Source organism: Streptomyces sp. NRRL F-5630 (genome assembly GCF_000719475.1).
In the GTDB taxonomy this organism is placed as follows: Bacteria; Actinomycetota; Actinomycetes; order Streptomycetales; family Streptomycetaceae; genus Streptomyces.
Genome location: NZ_JOGO01000001.1, coordinates 111221 through 130485, shown reverse-complemented (window position 1 = coordinate 130485; position 19265 = coordinate 111221). Strand labels below are relative to the sequence as shown.

General features: G+C 74.9%; 12 protein-coding genes. 8 read left to right on the top strand and 4 right to left on the bottom strand.

Translation table 11 applies throughout. The features are described from left to right. Window positions 1-10 precede the first annotated feature (10 nt). Window positions 11-214: an MbtH family protein gene (locus tag IF99_RS0100390; protein WP_030994238.1), complete on the top strand. Its 204-nt coding sequence runs from the start codon at window positions 11-13 to the stop codon at window positions 212-214. Window positions 215-335: 121 nt separating this feature from the next. Here IF99_RS0100390 and IF99_RS0100385 read toward each other — a convergent pair whose 3' ends face one another. From IF99_RS0100385 to IF99_RS0100375, 3 genes are all read right to left on the bottom strand, one after another. After that, entirely contained in the window at window positions 336-1403 is a 1068-nt protein-coding gene (locus tag IF99_RS0100385; protein WP_030994237.1) for an iron-siderophore ABC transporter substrate-binding protein, read from the bottom strand. A gap of 65 nt (window positions 1404-1468) precedes the next feature. Further along, on the bottom strand, window positions 1469-3391 hold the full coding sequence (locus IF99_RS0100380) for an ABC transporter ATP-binding protein (RefSeq protein WP_234340528.1): 1923 nt from the start codon (window positions 3389-3391) through the stop codon (window positions 1469-1471). Beyond that, the gene (locus tag IF99_RS0100375) at window positions 3388-5088 is read right to left on the bottom strand and encodes an ABC transporter ATP-binding protein (protein WP_199806432.1); all 1701 of its coding nucleotides are present in this window, start codon (window positions 5086-5088) and stop codon (window positions 3388-3390) included. The genes IF99_RS0100380 and IF99_RS0100375 overlap by 4 nt, the downstream gene beginning before the upstream one ends. Before the next feature lie 283 nt (window positions 5089-5371). Between IF99_RS0100375 and IF99_RS0100370 the strand changes: the two genes are divergently transcribed. The 5 genes from IF99_RS0100370 to IF99_RS0100350 all read left to right on the top strand — a co-directional run bounded on the left by IF99_RS0100370 (window position 5372) and on the right by IF99_RS0100350 (window position 10270). Next, entirely contained in the window at window positions 5372-5968 is a 597-nt protein-coding gene (locus IF99_RS0100370; RefSeq protein WP_030994234.1) for a hypothetical protein, read from the top strand. Beyond that, on the top strand, window positions 5955-6605 hold the full coding sequence (locus IF99_RS0100365; protein ID WP_199806431.1) for a class F sortase: 651 nt from the start codon (window positions 5955-5957) through the stop codon (window positions 6603-6605). The genes IF99_RS0100370 and IF99_RS0100365 overlap by 14 nt, the downstream gene beginning before the upstream one ends. 501 nt (window positions 6606-7106) lie before the next feature. Further along, window positions 7107-8087: a TIGR03557 family F420-dependent LLM class oxidoreductase gene (locus IF99_RS0100360; protein ID WP_030994232.1), complete on the top strand. Its 981-nt coding sequence runs from the start codon at window positions 7107-7109 to the stop codon at window positions 8085-8087. Window positions 8088-8487: 400 nt separating this feature from the next. After that, a complete protein-coding gene (locus IF99_RS0100355; protein ID WP_030994231.1) occupies window positions 8488-9687 on the top strand; it encodes a PP2C family protein-serine/threonine phosphatase in 1200 nt (399 codons plus the stop codon). A 130-nt stretch (window positions 9688-9817) separates the two neighbouring features. Continuing rightward, window positions 9818-10270 carry an alpha/beta hydrolase-fold protein gene (locus tag IF99_RS0100350; protein ID WP_234340527.1) on the top strand — a complete coding sequence of 151 codons (453 nt, stop codon included), beginning with the start codon at window positions 9818-9820 and terminating at the stop codon, window positions 10268-10270. 437 nt (window positions 10271-10707) lie between these two features. Here the strand turns inward: IF99_RS0100350 and IF99_RS0100345 are convergent, their stop codons facing one another. Then, window positions 10708-11307, bottom strand: a complete 600-nt coding sequence (locus IF99_RS0100345) for a YdeI/OmpD-associated family protein (RefSeq protein WP_420705635.1) — start codon at window positions 11305-11307, stop codon at window positions 10708-10710. 273 nt (window positions 11308-11580) lie between these two features. Between IF99_RS0100345 and IF99_RS0100340 the strand changes: the two genes are divergently transcribed. Beyond that, entirely contained in the window at window positions 11581-12018 is a 438-nt protein-coding gene (locus IF99_RS0100340) for a group II truncated hemoglobin (RefSeq protein ID WP_030994228.1), read from the top strand. A 90-nt stretch (window positions 12019-12108) separates the two neighbouring features. Next, window positions 12109-19230, top strand: a complete 7122-nt coding sequence (locus IF99_RS0100335) for a non-ribosomal peptide synthetase (protein WP_037826233.1) — start codon at window positions 12109-12111, stop codon at window positions 19228-19230. Window positions 19231-19265 lie beyond the last annotated feature (35 nt).

The following is a 19265-nucleotide window of genomic DNA, read 5'->3' as shown; positions in this document are numbered from 1 at the left end:
AGCGAGCACCATGAGCAACCCCTTCGAGAACCCCGACGGCCAGTACTCCGTCCTCGTCAACGACGAGAACCAGCACAGCCTGTGGCCCGACTTCGTCGAGGTCCCGGCCGGATGGCGCGTCGTCCACGGCCCGGCGCCCCGGCAGGAGTGCACCGACTACATCGAGACGCACTGGACGGACATGCGCCCCAAGAGCCTCGTCGACGGCGACTGAGCGCGCGCCCGCCGCCGGTGCGTACCCGGCCGGCGGCGGGCGCGCGCCGACGGGCCGACCGGCACGGCGAAGGGGGCGGACACCCGGTGTCCGCCCCCTTCGCCGTGCCCGCGCCCCGGGCTCAGGACGCCGGGTTCTCCACCTTCGTCGACGGCTTGCCGTCCACCGCCGCCGCGAGCTGCGGCACCAGGCGGTCGAGGACGTACGGGATGCTCAGCACCGTCGAGAGCGACACCGCGTTGCCGTAGTCGCTCGTCTCCTTGACGAAGACCTCGCGGCCCTGCTTCGCGACGCCCAGGTCCCCGTAGATCTTGTCGGCGTGCAGCTTCCGCACCGAGGAGGTGGTGTCCGGCGCGATCCACAGCGCCGCGTCCTGGTCGAGCAGGTCGAGCCGCTCCTTGCTGATGTTGGCGCCGAACTCGTCCCCGATCACCTTGTCCAGGTCCTTCGGCAGGGTGAAGCCGAGGTCGGCCAGGAGCCGCGAGCGGGGGTCCTGGCTGCCGAAGACGAACGTGCCCTCGTACGGGGTCGCCACGACACCCGTGGCCCCGGCGAACTCGGGGTGCTCCTTCTTCGCCGCCGCGAACCTGTCCTCGACGCCCGTCACGAGCTTCTTCGCCTCGGCGGGCTTGCCGAGCGCCTTGCCGATCTCCTCGGTCTGCCGCTGCCACGGCACGCCGTAGTCGTTGAACTCCTTCGGCTGCGCGACGACGGGCGCGAACTTCGACAGGCTCTCGTACTGCGTTTTCGTGAGCCCGCCGTACACCGCGAGGATCAGGTCGGGCTTGAGGGCGGCGATGCGCTCCACCTGCGGGCCCGTGCCGCTGTCCTTGAGGACGACCGGTGCCTTGGCGCCGCCGAGTTCCTCCTTCGCCCACGGCCCGATCGCGCCCTTGTAGCCCCCCAGCCACTCGGTCGTGCCGACCGGCACCTTGCCGAGCGCGAGGACGGCGTCCTGGTCGGTCAGCCCGACGGTGACGATCCGCTTCGGCTCCGACTTCACCGTCGTACTGCCGAACTTGTGCGCGAGGGTCACGGGGAAGGCACCGCCGGACGCGGAGGAGCCCTCCGGCCCCTTCGTGCCGGCGGCGGAGTCCGAGTCGGAGCCGCAGGCGGCGGCCGTCGCCGTCAGCAGCACGGTGGAGGCGAGCAGGCCGGTCAGCCGGAGGGCTCGGGGGGCGCGGGACATCAGGTGATCCTTCTGGTCGTCGGTTCGGCAGGGCCCGAAGGGCCCTGGGAGACGGGGGACTTCGGTCAGTGGGGGGCTTCGGAAACCTCGGGACGCGCGGGGGAGGGGGACGGGGGCGGTACGGGCGCGGGGCGGCCTTCCGCCGCGGGGACACCGCCCGTCGCGGTGCCGTCCTGCGCCGGGGGAACGCTCCCGGTCGCGGTGTCCGCCGCCGGGACGTCTCCGCCCGGGGAGCGGCTGCCGGACCAGGCCCGCCACAGGGCCGCGTACGGACCACCCCCGGCGAGGAGTTCCTCGTGCGTGCCCTGCTCCACGATCCGCCCGGCGTCCATCACGACGACGCGGTCGGCCGCCGCGGCCTGCCCGAGCCGGTGCGCCACGACGAGCGCCGTACGGCCGCGCAGGGCCCGTTCGGCCGCCGCGTCCAGAGCCCGCGCGCCCGAACTGCCCGCCTCCGCCGTCGCCTCGTCGAGCACCACGAGCGGGGGATCGGCCAGCAGCAGCCGGGCGAGCGCGAGTTGCTGGGCGCGGTCGGTGGTGAGCCGGTGCCCGCCCTCGCCCACGACCGTCTCCAGCCCCTCCGGCAGCCGCTCCGCCCACTCCAGCGCCCCCACGGCGGCGAGTGCCTCCCGCACCTCCGCCTCCCCGGCGCCCGGACGGGCGAGCCGCAGGTCCTCGGCGAGCGGCCCGGCGAAGACGTGCACCTCCTGGGTCACGAGACCCACCAGCCGCCCCGAGGCGTCCGGCTCCGCGCCGCCGACGCGGACGCTTCCGGACTCCGCGCGGTGCAGCCCCGCGACGAGCTTGGCGAGCGTCGTCTTGCCCGCGCCACTGGCCCCCACGAGCGCGACGCGCTCGCCGGGCCGTACCTCCAGGTCCACGTCGTGCAGCACCGGCCGCCCCGGCACGTACGCGTGCGAGACACCCGAGACCACAACCCCGGGCGGGCCCGTGACGGGTGCGAGGCCGTCCGCCGCGTCCTGTCCGGCCCGTACGTCGACCACGCCGACGAGCCGCGCGAGCCCCGCCGTCGCCGACTGCGCGTCGTCGAGGAGCACGAGCGCCGTGTTGACCGGCGTGAAGAGGCTGTGGAAGTAGAGGGCGGCGGCCGTCGCCGTGCCCACCGACACCGCGTTGTCGCGCACCAGGAGGAACCCGGTGAGGAGCACGGCGGCGAGGCCCAGGTACTCGGCCACGTGCAGCCGGCCGTAGAAGCGCAGCACGAGCCGTACCCCGCGCATCGTCAGGTCGACGGCGGCGCGCGAACGCGCGGTGACCCGCCGCTCGTGCTCCGCCTGGAGCCCGTACGCGCGCACGGTGCGCGCCCCGCCGATCGTGTCGAGCAACTGCTGCTGCTGGGCCCCCGTCACGATCCGCTCGCGCGCGTACAGGGGCACGGCGTGGCGCACGTACCAGCGCGCCGTCCACGCCTGCACGGGCACGGCGACGAGCGCGGCCACCAGGAACCGCCAGTCGAGGAGCGCGAGCGCGCCCAGCGTCAGCACGATCGACAGCCCGGACCTGGCCAGCTCAGGCAGGGCCGTGCGGACCGCCTCGGCGACCCGCGAGACGTCCCGCGTCACGCGCGCGCTGAGGTCTCCCGAGCCCGCCCGCTCCACCCGGTCGAGCGGTAGCGAGAGGGCCCGCTCCACGAAGAGTTCGCGCAGCCGCGCGAGCGCCGTCTCGCCGAGCCGCGAGACGAGCGCCATGCCCCACGCCGTCGAGGCGCCCTGCACGAGCGCGATCCCGGCGAGCCCCAGCACGGGCCAGGTCAGCGCGCCGGGGGAGCGGTGCTGCGTCACGAGGTCGACGATCCGCCCGAGGAGCGGCTGCGTGAGCAGCCCCACCGCCGTGGCGAGGACGAGCACGGCGAAGGCCGCGCCCGCGAGCGCCCGGTGCGGGCGCAGGAGTGCGCGCACGGCCGCGCGGGTGCGCGCGGGCGTGGCGGTCGGCAGGAGGTCCCTTCGGGTGCCGTCCTCGGTCGTCATGCCCACACCGTCCCGCGATACGTCTCATGGGTCCGCGCGAGTTCCTCGTGCGTCCCCTCCGCCCCGACCCGCCCGCCGTCCAGGAACACCACGTGGTCCGTCACGGCGAGCAGCGCCGGGCTGTTGGTCACGACGACCGTCGTACGGCCCCGCCGGAACTCGGCGAGCCCGCGCGCGATCCGCGCCTCCGTCGCCGCGTCCACGGCGGTCGTCGGGTCGTGCGTGACGAGCACGGGCGGCGCGGCCCGCAAGGCCCGTGCGAGCAGCACGCGTTGCCGCTGCCCGCCGGAGAGCGACCGGCCGCCCTCGCCGACATCGGTGTCCGCCCCGTGGGGGAGTGCCCGCGCCACCTCGTCGGCGTCGGCCGCCGCCATCGCGGCCTCGGTCCTCGCCCCGTCCGGGTCCTCGCCCGCCGCGACGACGTTCGCGGCGAGGGAGCCCTCGAACAGCGCGGCGTCGTGCCGCGCGACGAGCACCGCCTCGCGCAGTGCGGCGGGGTCGATACGGGTCAGCGGCACCCCGTCCAGCTCGACCGCGCCCGCCTCCGGATCGGCCTCTCTGCCCAGGCAGTCGAGCAGGGCGTCGGCGAGCGCCGGATCACTCACGGCGACCCCGGTCAGCCGCCCCGCGGGCAGCCGCAGATCCACCCCGTCGAGCCCCCGCAGCCGCACCCCGGCGAGCCGCAACTCCCCGCGGGTCTCCGCCGGTACGGGCTCCTCGCCGCCCGCGACCGCGGGCCCCGCGCCGAGCACCTTGGCGATCCGGGCGGCCGAGGCCCGCCCCTGCGCCAGCTCGGCGTTGACCCACGCGAAGGTCTCCAGGGGGCCCACGAGGAACAGCGCGAGTCCCACCGCCGACACGAGCTGCCCGAGACTGAGCGAGCCCTCCAGCGCGAGGCGCCCGCCGACCCAGGCGATCAGCGCGAGGAAGCAGCCGGTGAGCGCGAGGACGAGTCCCGACTGCCAGGACTCCGCGCGCGCCGCGCGCAGCGTCGCCACCAGCGAGAGGCGGCTCGTACGGCGGTAGCGCTCCACGGCGGCCCCCTGCGCCCCGAGCCCGCGCAGCACCCGCAGCCCGGCGACGAGATCGGCGGCGACGCCCGCGGCGGCCGCCGCCTGGTCCTGCTCGGCCTCGCTGCGCCGCTCCAGGGGCTTGCTGAGCAGGTGACCCACCCACAGCAGCACGGGGGTGCCGAGGAGTACGACGAGCCCGAGCGGAACGGAGGTGAGGAGCAGCGCGACAGCGCTCACGGTGATTCCGGCGAGGGCCCAGACGCCGTTCATGAGCGCCATGGTGACGGCGCCGACGCGCTTGGCGTCCTCGGTCGCCACGTTCGCCAGCTCCCCCGAGAGCCGGTCGCTCCCGGCACCCCCGCGCGCGTCGAGCACCCGCCGCACGACCGTGAGCCGCAACGCGTGCCCGGCCTCCTCGGCGCTGCGCTCCCCGGCGAGCGCCCCGAGGCGGAAGCTCCACGACAGGCACCCGTACACGACGGCGAGGACCACGAGCCACAGCGCGAGCCGCCCCCCGTCCCGTCCCGCCACCGCCTGGTCGATGACGACCCCGATGAGCACCGGGGTCATCGCCTCGCCGAACTGGTGCACACACCCGAGCACGGCGGCCACGGAGACACGACGCCCCTGCCCCCTGACGGTGCCCCTCAGGACATCCCGCCCCGACACTGCCTCTGCTCCCACCGCGCACCCTCCGAGGACGGTTCAACTTAGGCAAGCCTATTCTAAGTTTCGCGGGTCATCATCCGAGCCCCCAACTCCGGCCCGAAGGCACCCCGAAGCCCCGGCACGCGGCCGGACGAAGCCCGCCCGTGCGCCCTGTCACGCCGCCTGCCGCGATGAGCCGCGCCCGTCCGGGTGGGTGTTGCGCGGCGATGGCATGGCGCCGCGTCCTGGCTGGCAGGAAAGGAACTGTCGTACTGAATTAATACGACAATCACACTTCCGTTCCCCTGAAAGGGTTCCCATGCCCGGCACCCCCCGCGCCGCTCTCGCGGTCGCCACGACGGCCTTCCTCGCCCTCGCGGGCCTCGGAGCGTCTCCCGCCGTCGCGGCCCCCGGTGACAGCGGCGACATCGCCGTCCACAAGGCGGGCACCGCGCCCAGCGACACCCGCGACGAGAAGGCGGTCTGCAAGTTCTCGCTCGCGGCCTTCAACTTCGAGACGGTCAAGGCGGCCACGTGGACCGTCGCTCCGCAGCCCAAGTCCCCCGACAAGCCCGTCCTGACCGGGCAGTTGGCGCTGCTCAACGGCACCGGCCACACCCCCGACTACGCGCTGCCCAACGGCACCTACGAACTCAGCTGGACCATCCCGGGCGGCGTGCCGAAGAAGAAGCAGTTCCGCATCGACTGCCCCATCGGCGAGAACGGCCCCCGCAAGCCCTCCGGCGCGGTCGCGGCCGGCGGCGGCGCGGCGGCGAACGTCGCGGACACCACCGCGACGGCGAGCGAGGAGGACGACGCCGGGGGTGTGGGCGGCCCGCTGCTCGTGGCCGTGGCCGCAGGTGCGGCGGGGGTGGTCCTCGCGCGCTGGGTACGCCGGCGTCATGACGCGTCCTGAGCGGTACCGGCCCCGGCGGCGCGGCCCCAGCCGCCGCGTACGGCTCACGCTCACGCTCACCGTCACGGCCTCGCTGTGCGTGGGCCTCCTGCGGGCGTGCGGCGGCGGTGCGGACACACCGGCCGTCGTCGCGCACGAGGACCCCGCACCCCGGCACGCCGCCGTCGCCCCGCTGCCCCGTTCCGCACCGACCAAGCTGTCCATCCCCGGCATCATGATCGAGGCCCCGGTGACGGAACTCTCGGTCGACGCCAAGGGCGCACTCGAGACCCCGCCCATGAGCGCGCCCAAGCTCGTGGGCTGGTACGGGGACGGACCGAGCCCGGGACAACCGGGGATGGCCGTCATGGTGGGACACCGCGACACGCACACGGGACCGGCCGTCTTCCTCAACCTCAACGCGCTGCGTCCCGGTGCCACGGTGGACGTCACCCGGGCCGACCGCAGCACGGCGGTCTTCACCGTGGACGCCGTCCGCACCTATCCGAAGAAGGAGTTCCCCGACAAGAAGGTGTACGGCAGCGCGGGCAGACCCGAACTGCGCCTGCTCACCTGCGGGGGCACCTTCCACCGGAAGACCGGGTACTCCGCCAACGTCGTCGTCTTCGCCCACCTGACGGGCGTGGACAGAGCGTGAGCCCGTCCCGCCCTCGCGGCCACCGGCCCCGGCCCGGGTCCGCGAGGGCGGCAACCGCTGTCCCGGCACCGGGGCGGGGCCCTCCGGAAGAGGCGACTCCGTCACGAAGAGCCGATCGCCGTTCCCCCTGGTCGCGGACCGAGGCGGGCGGACGCCTCCGTGAGTTCCGGCGGGCCGACGACCGGGGGAGCGACGGCCCCTCGCCATTCGCCCCGCCGTGACCGCGCGACGAACACCCGTGTGCCCGGCGGAGGGGCGCGGACGGAGCGGGACGGTGACGTCCCGCCGCGCCTTCCGGCCCGTCAGCCGGGCCGCCGAGGCCGTTCCGGTGATCTCTGGCCGTCCGCAGAGTGGCGGCGCCGTCCGGTCCTTCCCCGTTGCCAGGGTGGGGCGCCTTCGCCGACAGGGCCTCGCCCCCTCCCGCCCGCGCCACGGGGGCCGGGACCCTCGCTCCTCCACCGGCGGAGCATCGACACGGACCCCGGCAGGAATGAGGAAACGGTGCTGATCGGCTACAAGCTGGCTTCCGAGGCGTTCGGGCCCGAGGAACTGATCCGGCAGGCGGTCCTCGCGGAGCAGGCCGGGTTCGACTTCGTCGAGATGAGCGACCACTACCACCCGTGGCTGGACGTCCAGGGGCACTCGTCCTTCACCTGGACGGTCCTCGGCGCGATCGCGGCGAAGACGGAGCGCATCGGGCTGGCCACCGGCGTGACCTGCCCGACGGTGCGTTACCACCCGGCGATCATCGCCCAGGCGGCCGCGACCCTCGCCCTCGTCTCGGACGGCCGGTTCACCCTCGGCGTCGGCGCCGGGGAACGCCTCAACGAGCACGTGACCGGCGAGGGCTTCCCGAACTCCGTACCGGAACGCCACGCCCGGCTGCGGGAGGCCCTGGAGATCATCCGGCTGCTGTGGCGCGGTGGCTACCAGTCGTACCACGGCCGCCATCTGCGCCTGGACGACGCGAGGGTCTTCGACCTGCCGCGGACGCCACCGGTGATCGCGGTGGCCGCGAGCGGCCCGCTCTCGGCCCGTATCGCCGCCGAACTCGGGGACGGCCTGTTCGCGACCGAACCCAAGGGCGGGATGGTGGACGCCTACCGCGCGGCCGGGGGCGACGGCCCGCGCTACGCCGAGGTGCCCATGGCCTGGGCGGCCGACGAGCACACCGCCGCGCAGGCGGCGCTCCAGACCTCCCGGTGGGCGGTGACCGGCTGGAAGGTGATGAGCGAACTGCCCAACCCGGCCAACTTCGAGGCCGCGACGGCCACCGTCCGCGAGGAGGACATCCTGTCCCAGTTCGCCTGCGGCGCGGACCCGGAGCGCTACGTCGAGGTCGCCCAGCCCTTCGCCGACGCCGGCTTCGACCGGCTGGTGATGCAGAACGCCGGCCCCGACCCGGACGGATTCATGGACTTCTACCAGCGGGAACTGGACCAGCGGATGCGCGCGCTCACCCCTTCGGGCAGCTCGTCCTAGGCACGGCCCGAACCGTCCTGCTCGCGCTCACCGCGCCCGGCGCGGCTCAGCGCTTTCGTCACCACGGGGCCACCCGCTCGCGCCCACGGCGGGAACGGGCGAGGTGGTTCCCACGGCGGCGCGGCGGAGTGGAGACGAAGGCGGCGGGGCAGCCGTCGCCGGGCGAGGGACGCCGCCTCGCCGTCGTCCCGGGGGACGACTCCGCCGCCGGTGACGCGGAAGCCGACCGGGCGGCACAGGCGGCATCCGGCCTCAGCGGCACACGGCACCCGGCCTGTCCCGCGCTCCCGCGAGATGGCGTTACTCGTTTCGGGTTCGCGCCGCGCCAGCCTCGCGGAAGCGCGGGACGGCTTCTGTGATGCTGACGGCGTCAGCGGAAGCGGCGAGGCCGGGAGGCGGCGTGACAGGAATACGGAGCGGCTTGGCCGAGGTGCTGGCGGCCGCGGAGGACGCCGCCCCGGTGTCGTCCCTCGACGTCGTGGCGCGGAACCTGCGGGAGCGGTTCGGCGCTCGGTATGTCTCGTTCCTCTTCGTGGACGTGCTCGGCCGGACGATGGTGCGTGTCAGCGAGGAGAGGGCCTCCCAACAGGGCCGCAGGGCCGAACAGATCCCGCTGGCGGGCAGCGTCTACGACGAGGTGCTGCGCCGTCAGGAGCTGGTGCGGGCCGGGGACGGCGGAGACGACCAGCGGGTCCTGGCGCCGGTGACCAACCGCGGGGACACGATCGGTGTTCTGGAGGTGTTCCTGCCCGAGCCGGACCAGGACACCCTGGAGCGGGTGGAGGAGGCCGCGCACGCGCTGGCCTACATCCTCGTCACCGATCGCCGGTTCACCGACCTCTACCACTGGGGGCAGCGCACCACGCCGATGAGCCTGGCCGCCGAGATCCAGACGCAGCTCCTGCCGTCGGCCCGTTCGTGCGAGGCGGCCCAGTTCACGTTCTCGGCCGCTCTCATGCCCGCCGACGACTGCGCGGGCGACACCTATGACTTCTCTCTCGACCACGACACCCTGCACCTGTCGATCACCGACGCCATGGGCCACGACATCGGCGCCTCCCTCATCGCCACCGTCCTCGTCAACGCCTCCCGTCGAGCGCGCCGCGCGGGCGCCGGCCTCGCGGAACAGGCCCGCGAGACCCACCAGGCCCTCCTCGACCACGGCCGGAACACCTTCGCCACCGGACAGTTGCTCCGCGTCGCCCTGGACGGGAGCGGCGCCCGGCTCGTCAACGCGGGCCACCCCTGGCCGCTGCGCCTGCGCGAGGGCACCGTCGAAGAGATCCCCCTCGAAGCCGACCTCCCCTTCGGCGTCACCGCTCAGGGCGCCTACCAGGTACAGGAGTTCGACCTGCGCCCCGGGGACCGGCTCGTCCTGTACACGGACGGCATGCAGGAGCACCAGGCGGAATCCGTCGATCTCCCGAGCCTGATGCGCGCCACCACGACCGAGCACCCCCGCGAGGTCGTGCGCATCCTGACCGCCGCGGTCGCCGACGCCTGCGGGGGCCACCTGGAGGACGACGCCACGGTGATGTGCCTGGACTGGCACGGCCCCCGGACCGAGGGCCGACGCGCACGCTCCGGGGCCAATACCTGACCTCCTCCCCACCTCGCGCCCTCGCCCAGCGACCCGGGCCGAAGTCCGGCGCGGCGCTTGTCCGGAGGCGCCAGGAGTGCGCGCGGCGGCGCGGGCTCCCGCCCCTGTCCGGGGTTCACGCTGGGTCCGCATGGGCCGCGGGGACTTGTTCCTGGACTTCCTCGTCGACGACCTGCACCCGCGGATCGCCCGCGACTACGGCGCGGCCCCGAGCGGTCACGGCCTCTTCGGCTATTCCTACGGCGGCCTGTTCAGCCTCTACGCCTGGCTCACCAGGAGCACCTTCTTCGAGAGCGTCGGTGCGGGAAGCCCCGGCGTCATCAACACGGAGAGCCAGGTCTTCCCCCTGCTCGAAGCCCTGGGTGACACCCTGCCCGACACCAAGCTGCACGTGACCCTCAACGAGCGGGAGATGCTCGGCGACCTGGCGGTCTACCAGAATCTCGCGCAGCACGCGGCGACGTTCCTCCACCGCCTCACCTCACGCGGCGCAGCCGTCACCAGCGCCCTCCTGCACGAGACCCATGTGACCGGGCTCCAGGCGTCGTTCCTCAGCTACCTCAGGACCTGCCGCGCCCAGTGAGCCCGGACGCGAGGGCCCCTTGCGTCGGTGGAGCGGGCCCGCACGCCGAACCTCTCCTTCCGCCCGTGCGGCGACTCCTCCGGCGATGTGAGGGGGCCGCGCGTGACGGTGTGGGCGCGGCGGCCTCTGCCGTGGGCATCGCGGAAAACCGAAGGGCCGGAGGCCGTTCACCGGCGGCGGTGTGGGGCACGAGGCGCCGCACCGGGGTGGAGTGCGGCCGGTTTCCTGCCCGAAGCCCGGAGGCCCCTGGAATGCCGCCGCCCCCTGGTCCGGCCCGCTGAGCAGCAGGCCGGACAGGGTGCCGCGCCCTCCGCGGCTCAGATGCCCCCGCTCCGGCGCCGTCCACGAGCAGGTGGGGCGAGCCGGGGAGGCCCACGCCGTCCGGAGGGGCGCGCGAGGGCGGGGTCGGGCACCGCCCTCCCCTCCGCCCGCGCCGCTCAGTACAGCTTCTTGCCCTCCGTCAGCATGGCGACGAACTTCTCGATGCGGGCGGCCCGGGTCTCCGCCTTCTTGGCGTCCTCGACCCGGTGGAGGATCGCGTAGCGGTTGCGGCTGTCCAGGCCCGCGAAGAAGTCACGCGCCGCCTCGGGCGCGGCGTCCAGGGCGGCCTGGAGGTCGTCGGGCACCGTCGCCTTGCTCTGCGCCGCGTACGCCGCCTCCCAGCGGCCGTCCTTCTTGGCCTTGTCCACCTCGCGCTGCCCGGCGGGCCGCATCCGGCCGGCCTCGATGAGCGCGGTGGCTTTCTCGCGATTCACCTTCGACCACTTGCTGCCCGCTCGCCGGGGGGTGAAGCGCTGCAACCAGTACCGCTCGTCCTGCTTCTTCTTCTGCCCGTCGATCCAGCCGTAGCACAGGGCGGACTCCAACGCCTCGGCGTAGCCGACGCCCTCGGCCGCCGAGGCGTTCTTGGGAATCCGGAACCAGATCCCCGAAGAGTCCTGGTGGTTCTCCTCCAGCCACTCCTCCCACTCCTCCCGCGTGGCGAACGACAGGACCGGCTCCGGCGACTTTCCTGTTCCCTCGGACATGGACGCCATGAAATCCCACCCCCTCGGGCCGGTCAACCATCCTCCCCGACGGAGCGTCAGCTGTTTCCTGGGGCGGGGATGGCCTGGACGGCGAGGTCGCCGGAGACGGCGGCGAAGACGACGGGGCCACGAACCGGCGACGGGCGAGGCAGGGGCGCGCGGCGGTGTCCGCGGCTCACCGGTGGCCCGGCCGTCCGGGGCGTGCACAAAGTTGAGCAGCCGGCCGTGAGCGTCCGGGCGTACCGTCTCGGCCGGTCGAGCGGCACACCGGAGGGCGGACGCATGACGACGATGTACGAGCACGTCGGCGGGGAGAAGCCGCTGCGGCGGCTGGCGGAGCACTTCCACCACCTGGTGCTGGAGGACCCCCTGCTGGGCGACATGTTCCGTGCGGGATCGCCGTACCACGCCGACCGGCTGACGGCCTTCCTCACCGAGATGCTGGGCGGCCCCGCCCGCTTCACGGACGAACTCGGCGGCTTCATCGCGCTGTTGAGGGCCCACACCAGGCTGCGCATCACGCCCGAGCAGCGCGAGCGCTTCGTCGCCCTGATGCTCCGGGCGGCGGACGAGGTCGGGCTGCCCGACGACGACCGCTTCCGCACGGCGTTCACCCGCAACGTCGAGAAGGCCGCCGGCTTCACCACCACGGCCTCGCAGGAGGACGACCACCCCATGCTCCAGCCGCCGTACCCGGTGCTGGGCCGCTGGCAGTGGTGAACCGGCACAGCCGAGACCGCACCGAGACGAGGGGGAGCGTTGAAGCCCGCCGAGACCGTTCCCGTGTCACCCGCGGAGGTGACCGTCCCCGTGTCACCCGCGGAGGTGACCGCCGACTCCACCTGCGCACGGCTGCTCGGCATCCTTGAGCCCCTGGTCACCCGGACCGGGCCGCTGGGCCCGGACACCGACCTGGCCGATGCCGGCCTCACCTCGCTTCCCGCCGTTCGCCTCATGCTCGAGATCGAGAGCGAGTTCGGCGTCGACGTTCCGCTCGCCCTGCTCCTGGAGTGCCGCACCCCGCGCGACCTCGCCCGCCGGATCGACCACGCGGACGGGGAGGAGGGCGACGGCGCCGCCGGGCCCCTGGACGTGGTCCCCGCCCCCGCCTCCCGCCACGAACCCGTCCCGGCGACCCCCATGCAGGAGGCGTACGTCGTCGGCAAGTACCCGGAACTGGACCCGGACGCCTTCGGCTGCCACCACTACCACGAGTTCTCGCTCGACGGCCTGGACCCCGGCCGGGTGGCCCGCGCCTGGCGACGGCTCGTCGAGCACTTCGACGCCCTCCGGCTCACCGGCGTCGGGCGTGGCCAGCGCGTCCAGGAGAGCGTGCGGGTGCCCGACCCCGTCCTCCACGAGGCGGCGGACGCGAAGGCGCTGGAGACCGAGGCGGGCGCCGTGCGCCGCCGGCTGTCCCACCACCGCTACCCGCCGGGCCACTGGCCGCCGTTCCAGGTCGAGATCTGCCGGGAACCGGCCGGACGCTCCGTGGTCCATCTCAGCCTCGACGGCACGGTCACCGACGCCCACGGCACCCAACTGCTGCTGCACCACTGGTGGCGGCTCTGCGTCGACGAGCGGCACCGGTTGCCCGAGGTGCCGTTCAGCCTCCGCGACACCCTGGACGCGCTCGCCCGCGACCGCGAGTCCGCCGCCCACAGGTCCGCCGTCTCGCAGGCCGCCGGACGGCTGGAGGGCCTGCCGGGCGGACCACCCGTACTGCGCGCCGAGCCGCCCGAGCCTCCGCCCGGCCTCGACGGCCACCTGCGCACCCCGCGCCGGGGCCGGCTCACTCCGGGCCAATGGGCGGGCCTGCGCGCGCGGGCCGCCGCACTGCGTGTCTCGCCCACCTCGCTCGTGCTGACCGCCTTCACCGAAGCGCTCACCCCGGCAGGTGCGGACGAGCCGTTCACCCTCGTCCTGACCACCACCGACCGCCCCAGGCTGCCGCCCGCGGCCGAAGGACTCGTCGGGCCCTACACCTCCGGATGCCTGCTCCCCGTCGAGGCGCACACCCCCGCGCTCGCACCGGACGACGCCGCCCGCGCCGTCCACCAGCGCGTGTGGGAGGCGCTGTCGCACGCGCACGCGGGCAGTGTCGAGGTGCTGCGCGAACTGCGCGCCCGCGGCGGTGGCGCGCCCGCACTGCCCGTCGTCTTCACGAGCCTGCTCGACCTCGGTTTCGACGGTGCCGGGCAGGGCAGCATGAGCGGCCATGAGCGGTATGCCGTCGGCCAGACCTCCGGCATCGCCCTCGACCACCAGATGCGGGAGCGCGAGGACGGCCTGGACTTCCGCTGGGACGTCGCCGACGCTCTCTTCCCGCCCGGCGCGGCCGACGCCCTCTTCGGCCGCTTCTGGCGGTTGCTGCAGGGAGTGTGCGAACCCGCGCCCGACACCGCCGTGCCCGCCAGGGAACTCCAGCAGTCGTACCTGGTGACCCGGCTCGACGGACCGGCGGACCGGGGCTGCCAGTACCACCAGAGCTTCCACGTGGACGACCTGGACGTCGAACGGCTGGGCGAGAGCTGGCGGGAACTCGTCACCGCGCACGAGGCGCTGCGTCTGCGCACCGGCGCCGACGGCACGCTCGGCGTGCTGTCCTCGGCCCCCGGCCTCCGGATACCGGTCCTGGACGTCCCGGAGGGCGTGGACGCCGACGCGGTGGACCGCGCCGTACGCGCCGACATGACGCATCAGCCGTTCGGGCTCGGACGCGGCGCGCACACCGACCTGCGCGTGGTCCGGGCACCGGGCCGCCCCGCCACCGTGCACCTGGCCGTCGATCTCCTCGTCGGTGACGCCCGCAGCATCGTGCTGCTCGCCCGTGACCTGCTGCGCCGGTACGCCGGCCCCGGCGCGGCCCCGCCCCTCCCGACCCGGCTGCCCCGCGCGCCCCGGCCGGTGACCGAGGAGGCGCGCGCGCACTGGCGGGACCGGCTCGCGGGGCTGCCCGCCGGGCCGCCGCTGCGCGAGGCGCGGGGGCCGTCGCGTCCCCGGCGCCGCGAACGCCTTCTCCCGGAGCGCCGGGCACTGCTGGCGTGGGCGGACCGTCACGGGGTGAGCCTGGACGCCACCTTGCTCGCCGCCTACTGCCTCGCCCTAGGCGCCGTCCACGACGCGCCGTTCGCGCTGGCCGTGGTCTGCTTCACGGGCCCGGACACGCGGCGGCCCGCCGAGCAGAGCGAACTGACCTGGGTCCGCTCACCGGCACCCGGCACCGACCCGGCCGCCCTCGCCCGCGACTACCACCGCCGGCTCGCCGCCGACCTGGAGCACGGCGGCGGCGCCGGTCTCGCCGCGATGCGCTCCCTCGTCGTGCGGCGCCGCAGGGAGGGGGACTTCGAACTGCCCGTGGTCTTCACGACCGTGCTCGACGTCTCGGCCCGGCCCCTGCCCGCCGGTGTGCGCCCCGGCCCCGCCGGTACCGCCACCACGGACGTCGCACTCGACTGCGTGACGGTCGATGACGGGGAGGCGCTGCACCTGGCCTGGGACGCGCTGGAGGAGCGGTTCGAGGACGGAGTGCTCGACCAGGCGTTCGAGCGCTACACCGACCTGCTCACCACACTGGCGCGCGAGACCGGCACGGAGCCGGACGCCGATCTCGGGGAGAGCCCGGCCCGGGCCACAACTCCCGCCCGGGCCACGGGCTCCGGCGCGGCGGAGGGCGCCGGCCACCGCCTGCAGCGCGCCGCCAACGACACCGCCCGCCCCTACCCGGCCGAGGGCCCCGTCCACCTCCTCTTCGAACGGCAGGCGCGCGGCCGCCCCGGCGCCGTCGCGCTGCGCTGGCGCGGGGGCGTCATGACCTACGGCGAACTGAACCGCCGGGCCAACCTGGTCGCGCACCGGCTCCGCGAGGCCGGCGTCGGGGAGGGCACCTCCGTGGGCATCTCCGTACGGCGCGGTCCGGCGATGGCCGTGTCCGTGTTCGCCGTGCTGAAGGCGGGCGGCGCCTATGTGCCCGTGGACCCCTCGCTGCCCCGCGCCCGCGCCCACGGCGTGCTGGAGGACACCGGCACCGCGCACCTGCTGGTGTCGGAGGGCGGCCCCGGCTGGCAGCCGCCGGACGGTGTGGACGTCTTCGACCTGGACGCGCCGGGGACCACCGGCCCGGAGCTGCCCGACCCGGGGAACCCCGAGCCCGTGGGCGGCCCGGACTCGGTCGCCTACCGGCTCCTCACCTCCGGCAGCACCGGGCGCCCCAAGTGCGTGGTCGTCGCGCACCGCTCCCTGCACAACCTCTTCGACTGGTGCCGCCGCACCTTCGCCTTCGGCCCCGACGACACCGGCCTGTGCGTCACCTCTCTCGGCTTCGACCTGTCCGTGTTCGACATCCTCGGACTGCTCGGCTACGGCGCGGGCCTCTACATCGCCGACGAGGCGGAGCAGCGCGACCCGGACCTCCTCGTCGAGGCGCTGCTGCGCGAGCCGGTCACCTTCTGGAACTCCGCGCCCACCACCCTCGCCCGGCTCGCGCCGCTCCTCCGGGAGCACCGGGGCCGTCCCGGCACCGGTACCCTGCGCCTTGTCTTCCTCAGCGGCGACTGGATTCCGCTGTCCCTGCCCGACGAGGTGCGCGAGGTGTTCGGCGCGGCCAGGGTGATCAGCCTCGGCGGCGCCACCGAGGCCACCGTGTGGTCGAACTGGTACCCCGTCGGCGCCATCGACCCCGAGTGGCGCAGCATCCCGTACGGCAGGCCCATCGACAACGCCCGCTACTACGTGCTGGACGAGCACCTGGAGCCCTGCCCGGCCGGCGAGGAGGGCGATCTCTACATCGCGGGCGACTGCCTCAGCCTCGGCTACCACGGACAGCCCGGACTCACACGGGAGCGGTTCGTCCCCGAGCCCTTCGCGGGCGGACCGCACTCGCGCATGTACGCCACCGGGGACCGGGCGGCCTACCGCGAGGACGGCGTCCTGGTCTTCCTCGGCCGACGCGACCACCAGGTGAAGATCCGGGGCTTCCGGGTCGAACTCGGTGAGATCGAGCACCGCTTGCGCGCGCACCCCGCCGTGCGCGAGGCGGTCGTCGTCGCCCGGCCGGACGGCGGCGGGGACCGGCGCCTGGTCGCCTACCTGCTCGCCCGCCCCGGCACCGCCCGGCCCTCCGTGCCCGAACTGCGCGCCCACGCCGCCCGGACGCTGCCCGACTACATGGTCCCGAACTTCGCCGCGTTCCTGCCGTCCTTCCCCGCGACGGCGAACGGCAAGCTGGACAGGGACGCCCTGCCCTGGCCGCTCCCCGGGCCGGGGGAACCGGAGGCTCCGACACCACCCGGCGAACCGGACGACCCGGCGCCCGAGACGGCGGCACCCGAGACGGTGGCGCCCGAGGCGGCGGTTCCCGGAACGGCGGAGCCCGAGACACCTGCGCCCCCGCCGCCCGCCACCGCCGTGGCGGACACCGCGCCGCCCGCCGCAGGTGCCACGTTCCCGCCCGCCGCCGAACTGGCCCAGGAGATCTGCTCGTTGCTGGCCGGGCTGATCGGCGTGCCCGCGCTGGACCCGACGCTCGATCTGTGGGACCAGGGCACCACCTCCTTCACGCTGGCGCGGCTCTCCTCCGCGCTGCGCGCCCGTTACGGCCGCCGCATCCCCGTCTCGGCCCTGCTGGCGGAGCCGACCGTCGCCGGGATGGCTCGCCACCTCGCGGGCGACGCCGAGCGGCCGGGGGCCGAACCGGCGAGCGCGGCGCAGGGCGCCCATCAGCCGCTGGGCGAGCCGGAACCGGTCGTGGCCGAGGCGGAGTGTGCCCCGGAGCCGGTGACGGCCGGGGCGGAGCCCGTCCCGGAGGAGCCGCGAACACCGCCGGAGGAAGTGGAGTTCTTCTCCGCCGAGGACCGCGACCGCTTCAAGTCGGGTGCCTGGCACCTGCGGCGGCGTTCCACGGCCGAACCGCTCCTGCGGCTCGGCGGCCCGCCGCCCCCTGCCGGGCGGTACCAGGCACGCGCCACTCACCGCGAGTTCGCCGACGCCCCGCTCGCGCACGACGGCTTCCTCCGCTTCCTGTCCGCCTTGCGCGCCCGGCCGGACGGCGACGGCCCGCGCCGCCTGTACGCGTCCGCCGGGGACACCTACGCCGTACAGACCTATCTGCACATCAAGCCGGGCGCCGTCGAGGGCGTACCGGGCGGCCTCTACTACCACCGGCCCGACGACCACGCCCTGCAACGCGTCACCGCGGACCCCGGGCTCGACCGCACCATCCACTTCGCCTACAACCGTCCCGTCTTCGACCGGGCGGCCTTCGAGGTCTACCTCGTCTCCGAGCCGCGCGGCATCGAGCCGTTGTACGGCGAGGAGTCGGCGCTCTACCTCGCCGTCGAGGCGGGCTACATCGGGCAGTTGCTGATGAGCGGCCAGCAGGAGAGCGGTGTGGGCCTGTGCGCCGTGGGAAGCCTCGGCTTCGACCGGGTCCGCGAGGCCCTGCGGCTGCATCCCGGCCAGCGCCTGCTGCACGCCTTCCTCGCCGGACCCCTCCCCGACGAGGCCCGGGCGAACCACGGGACGTCGGACCACCGGATGCCGGGCGACCGGTCAGCGCCCGACGGGGCGGCGCACGACGGGACGGCACGCGACCGGGCGGCGCGGGCACCCCGAACCGCCCTCGGGGCGGCACCGGCGGCGCGTCCGGCCGCGGCGGACATCGCCGTCATCGGCGCGGCCGGGCGCTATCCCGGCGCGGACGACCTCGCGGAGTTCTGGGACAACCTGCGCTCCGGGCGCCGCGTCCTCGGCCCGCTGCCCGCCGGACGGCTGAGCGCCCTCACCGGTGCCTCGCCGGAACCGGCCGGGCAATGGCCCCACGGCGGCTACCTGCGCGGCGACGACGGATTCGACGGCCGGCTCTTCCGGATCTCGCCCCAGGAGGCCCGCGACCTGGACCCGCAACTACGGCTCCTGCTGCCGGTGGTGTGGCAGTGCCTGGAAGACGCCGGGCACACTCCGGCCGGTCTCACCCGGGGCGGCGTACGCGTCGGGGTGTTCACGGCGACCATGTGGCACGACCACCGCCAGGCGGGCGAGGCGCGTTGGCGGGCGGGCGCACCGGCCCGCCAGGCGGGCGCGGCCTCGGACCTCCCGGCCCGCGTCGCGCACTGCCTCGGCTTCGAGGGGCCCGCCGTCGCCGTGGACACCGCCTGCTCCTCCTCTTTGACCGCCCTGCACCTGGCCGTGACCAGCCTGCGCCAGGGGGAGTGCGACGCGGCGGTGGTCGCGGGCGTCAACGTCGTCGCCCACCCCTACCACCTGGCGCTGCTGCGCGACCTGGGCCTCGCGGCCGAGCGGCCCTCGGCCGGTGCCTTCAGCGACGAGGACGGCGGCTGGTCGCCCGGCGAGGGCGCGGGCGCCCTGCTGCTGCGCCCGCTCGGGGACGCCGTGGCGCGCCGTGACGTGCTGCACGCCGTCGTCGAGGCGACCGGCACCGGGGCGGCCGGGCGGCCAGGGCCCTTCGGGATGCCCGCCGCCGCCCCCCTCGCCCGCTCCCTCAGCCGTATGCTGCACCGCCACGGACTCACCGGCGGCGACATCGGCTACGCCGAGTGCGCGGCCTCGGGCGCCCTGCTGGCCGACGCCGCCGAACTGGACGCCCTGCTCACCGCCCTGCGCCCGCCCAGCACTACCGGGGGCCTTCTCGTCGGCACCGTGAAACCGCACATCGGCCACCTGGAGGCGGCCTCCGGGCTCTCCCAGCTCACCAAGGTGCTGCTGCAACTGCGCGCGCGCACACTGGCCCCGACCGCCGTAGCGCCCCGGCGCTCCCCCCTGCCCGACTGGCCCCGGCTCACCGTCGCCGACACCGCCCGGCCCTGGACGCCCGCCACCCCGGGCGCGCCGCTGCGCGCGCTCGTCAACGCCGTCTCGGCGACGGGCGCGTACGGCCATGCCGTGCTCCGCTCCGCGGAAGGCCCCGACCTGTGACCGGGCCCGCCCGGCCCGGACCCGACCCGACGGAA

Bases quoted from the DNA above. Each gene is read 5' to 3' on its own strand.
- IF99_RS0100390 (WP_030994238.1), top strand. From the start codon at position 11: ATGAGCAACCCCTTCGAGAACCCCGACGGCCAGTACTCCGTCCTCGTC.
- IF99_RS0100385 (WP_030994237.1), bottom strand. From the start codon at position 1,403: ATGTCCCGCGCCCCCCGAGCCCTCCGGCTGACCGGCCTGCTCGCCTCC.
- IF99_RS0100380 (WP_234340528.1), bottom strand. From the start codon at position 3,391: ATGACGACCGAGGACGGCACCCGAAGGGACCTCCTGCCGACCGCCACG.
- IF99_RS0100370 (WP_030994234.1), top strand. From the start codon at position 5,372: ATGCCCGGCACCCCCCGCGCCGCTCTCGCGGTCGCCACGACGGCCTTC.
- IF99_RS0100365 (WP_199806431.1), top strand. From the start codon at position 5,955: ATGACGCGTCCTGAGCGGTACCGGCCCCGGCGGCGCGGCCCCAGCCGC.
- IF99_RS0100350 (WP_234340527.1), top strand. From the start codon at position 9,818: ATGGGCCGCGGGGACTTGTTCCTGGACTTCCTCGTCGACGACCTGCAC.
- IF99_RS0100345 (WP_420705635.1), bottom strand. From the start codon at position 11,307: ATGGCGTCCATGTCCGAGGGAACAGGAAAGTCGCCGGAGCCGGTCCTG.
- IF99_RS0100340 (WP_030994228.1), top strand. From the start codon at position 11,581: ATGACGACGATGTACGAGCACGTCGGCGGGGAGAAGCCGCTGCGGCGG.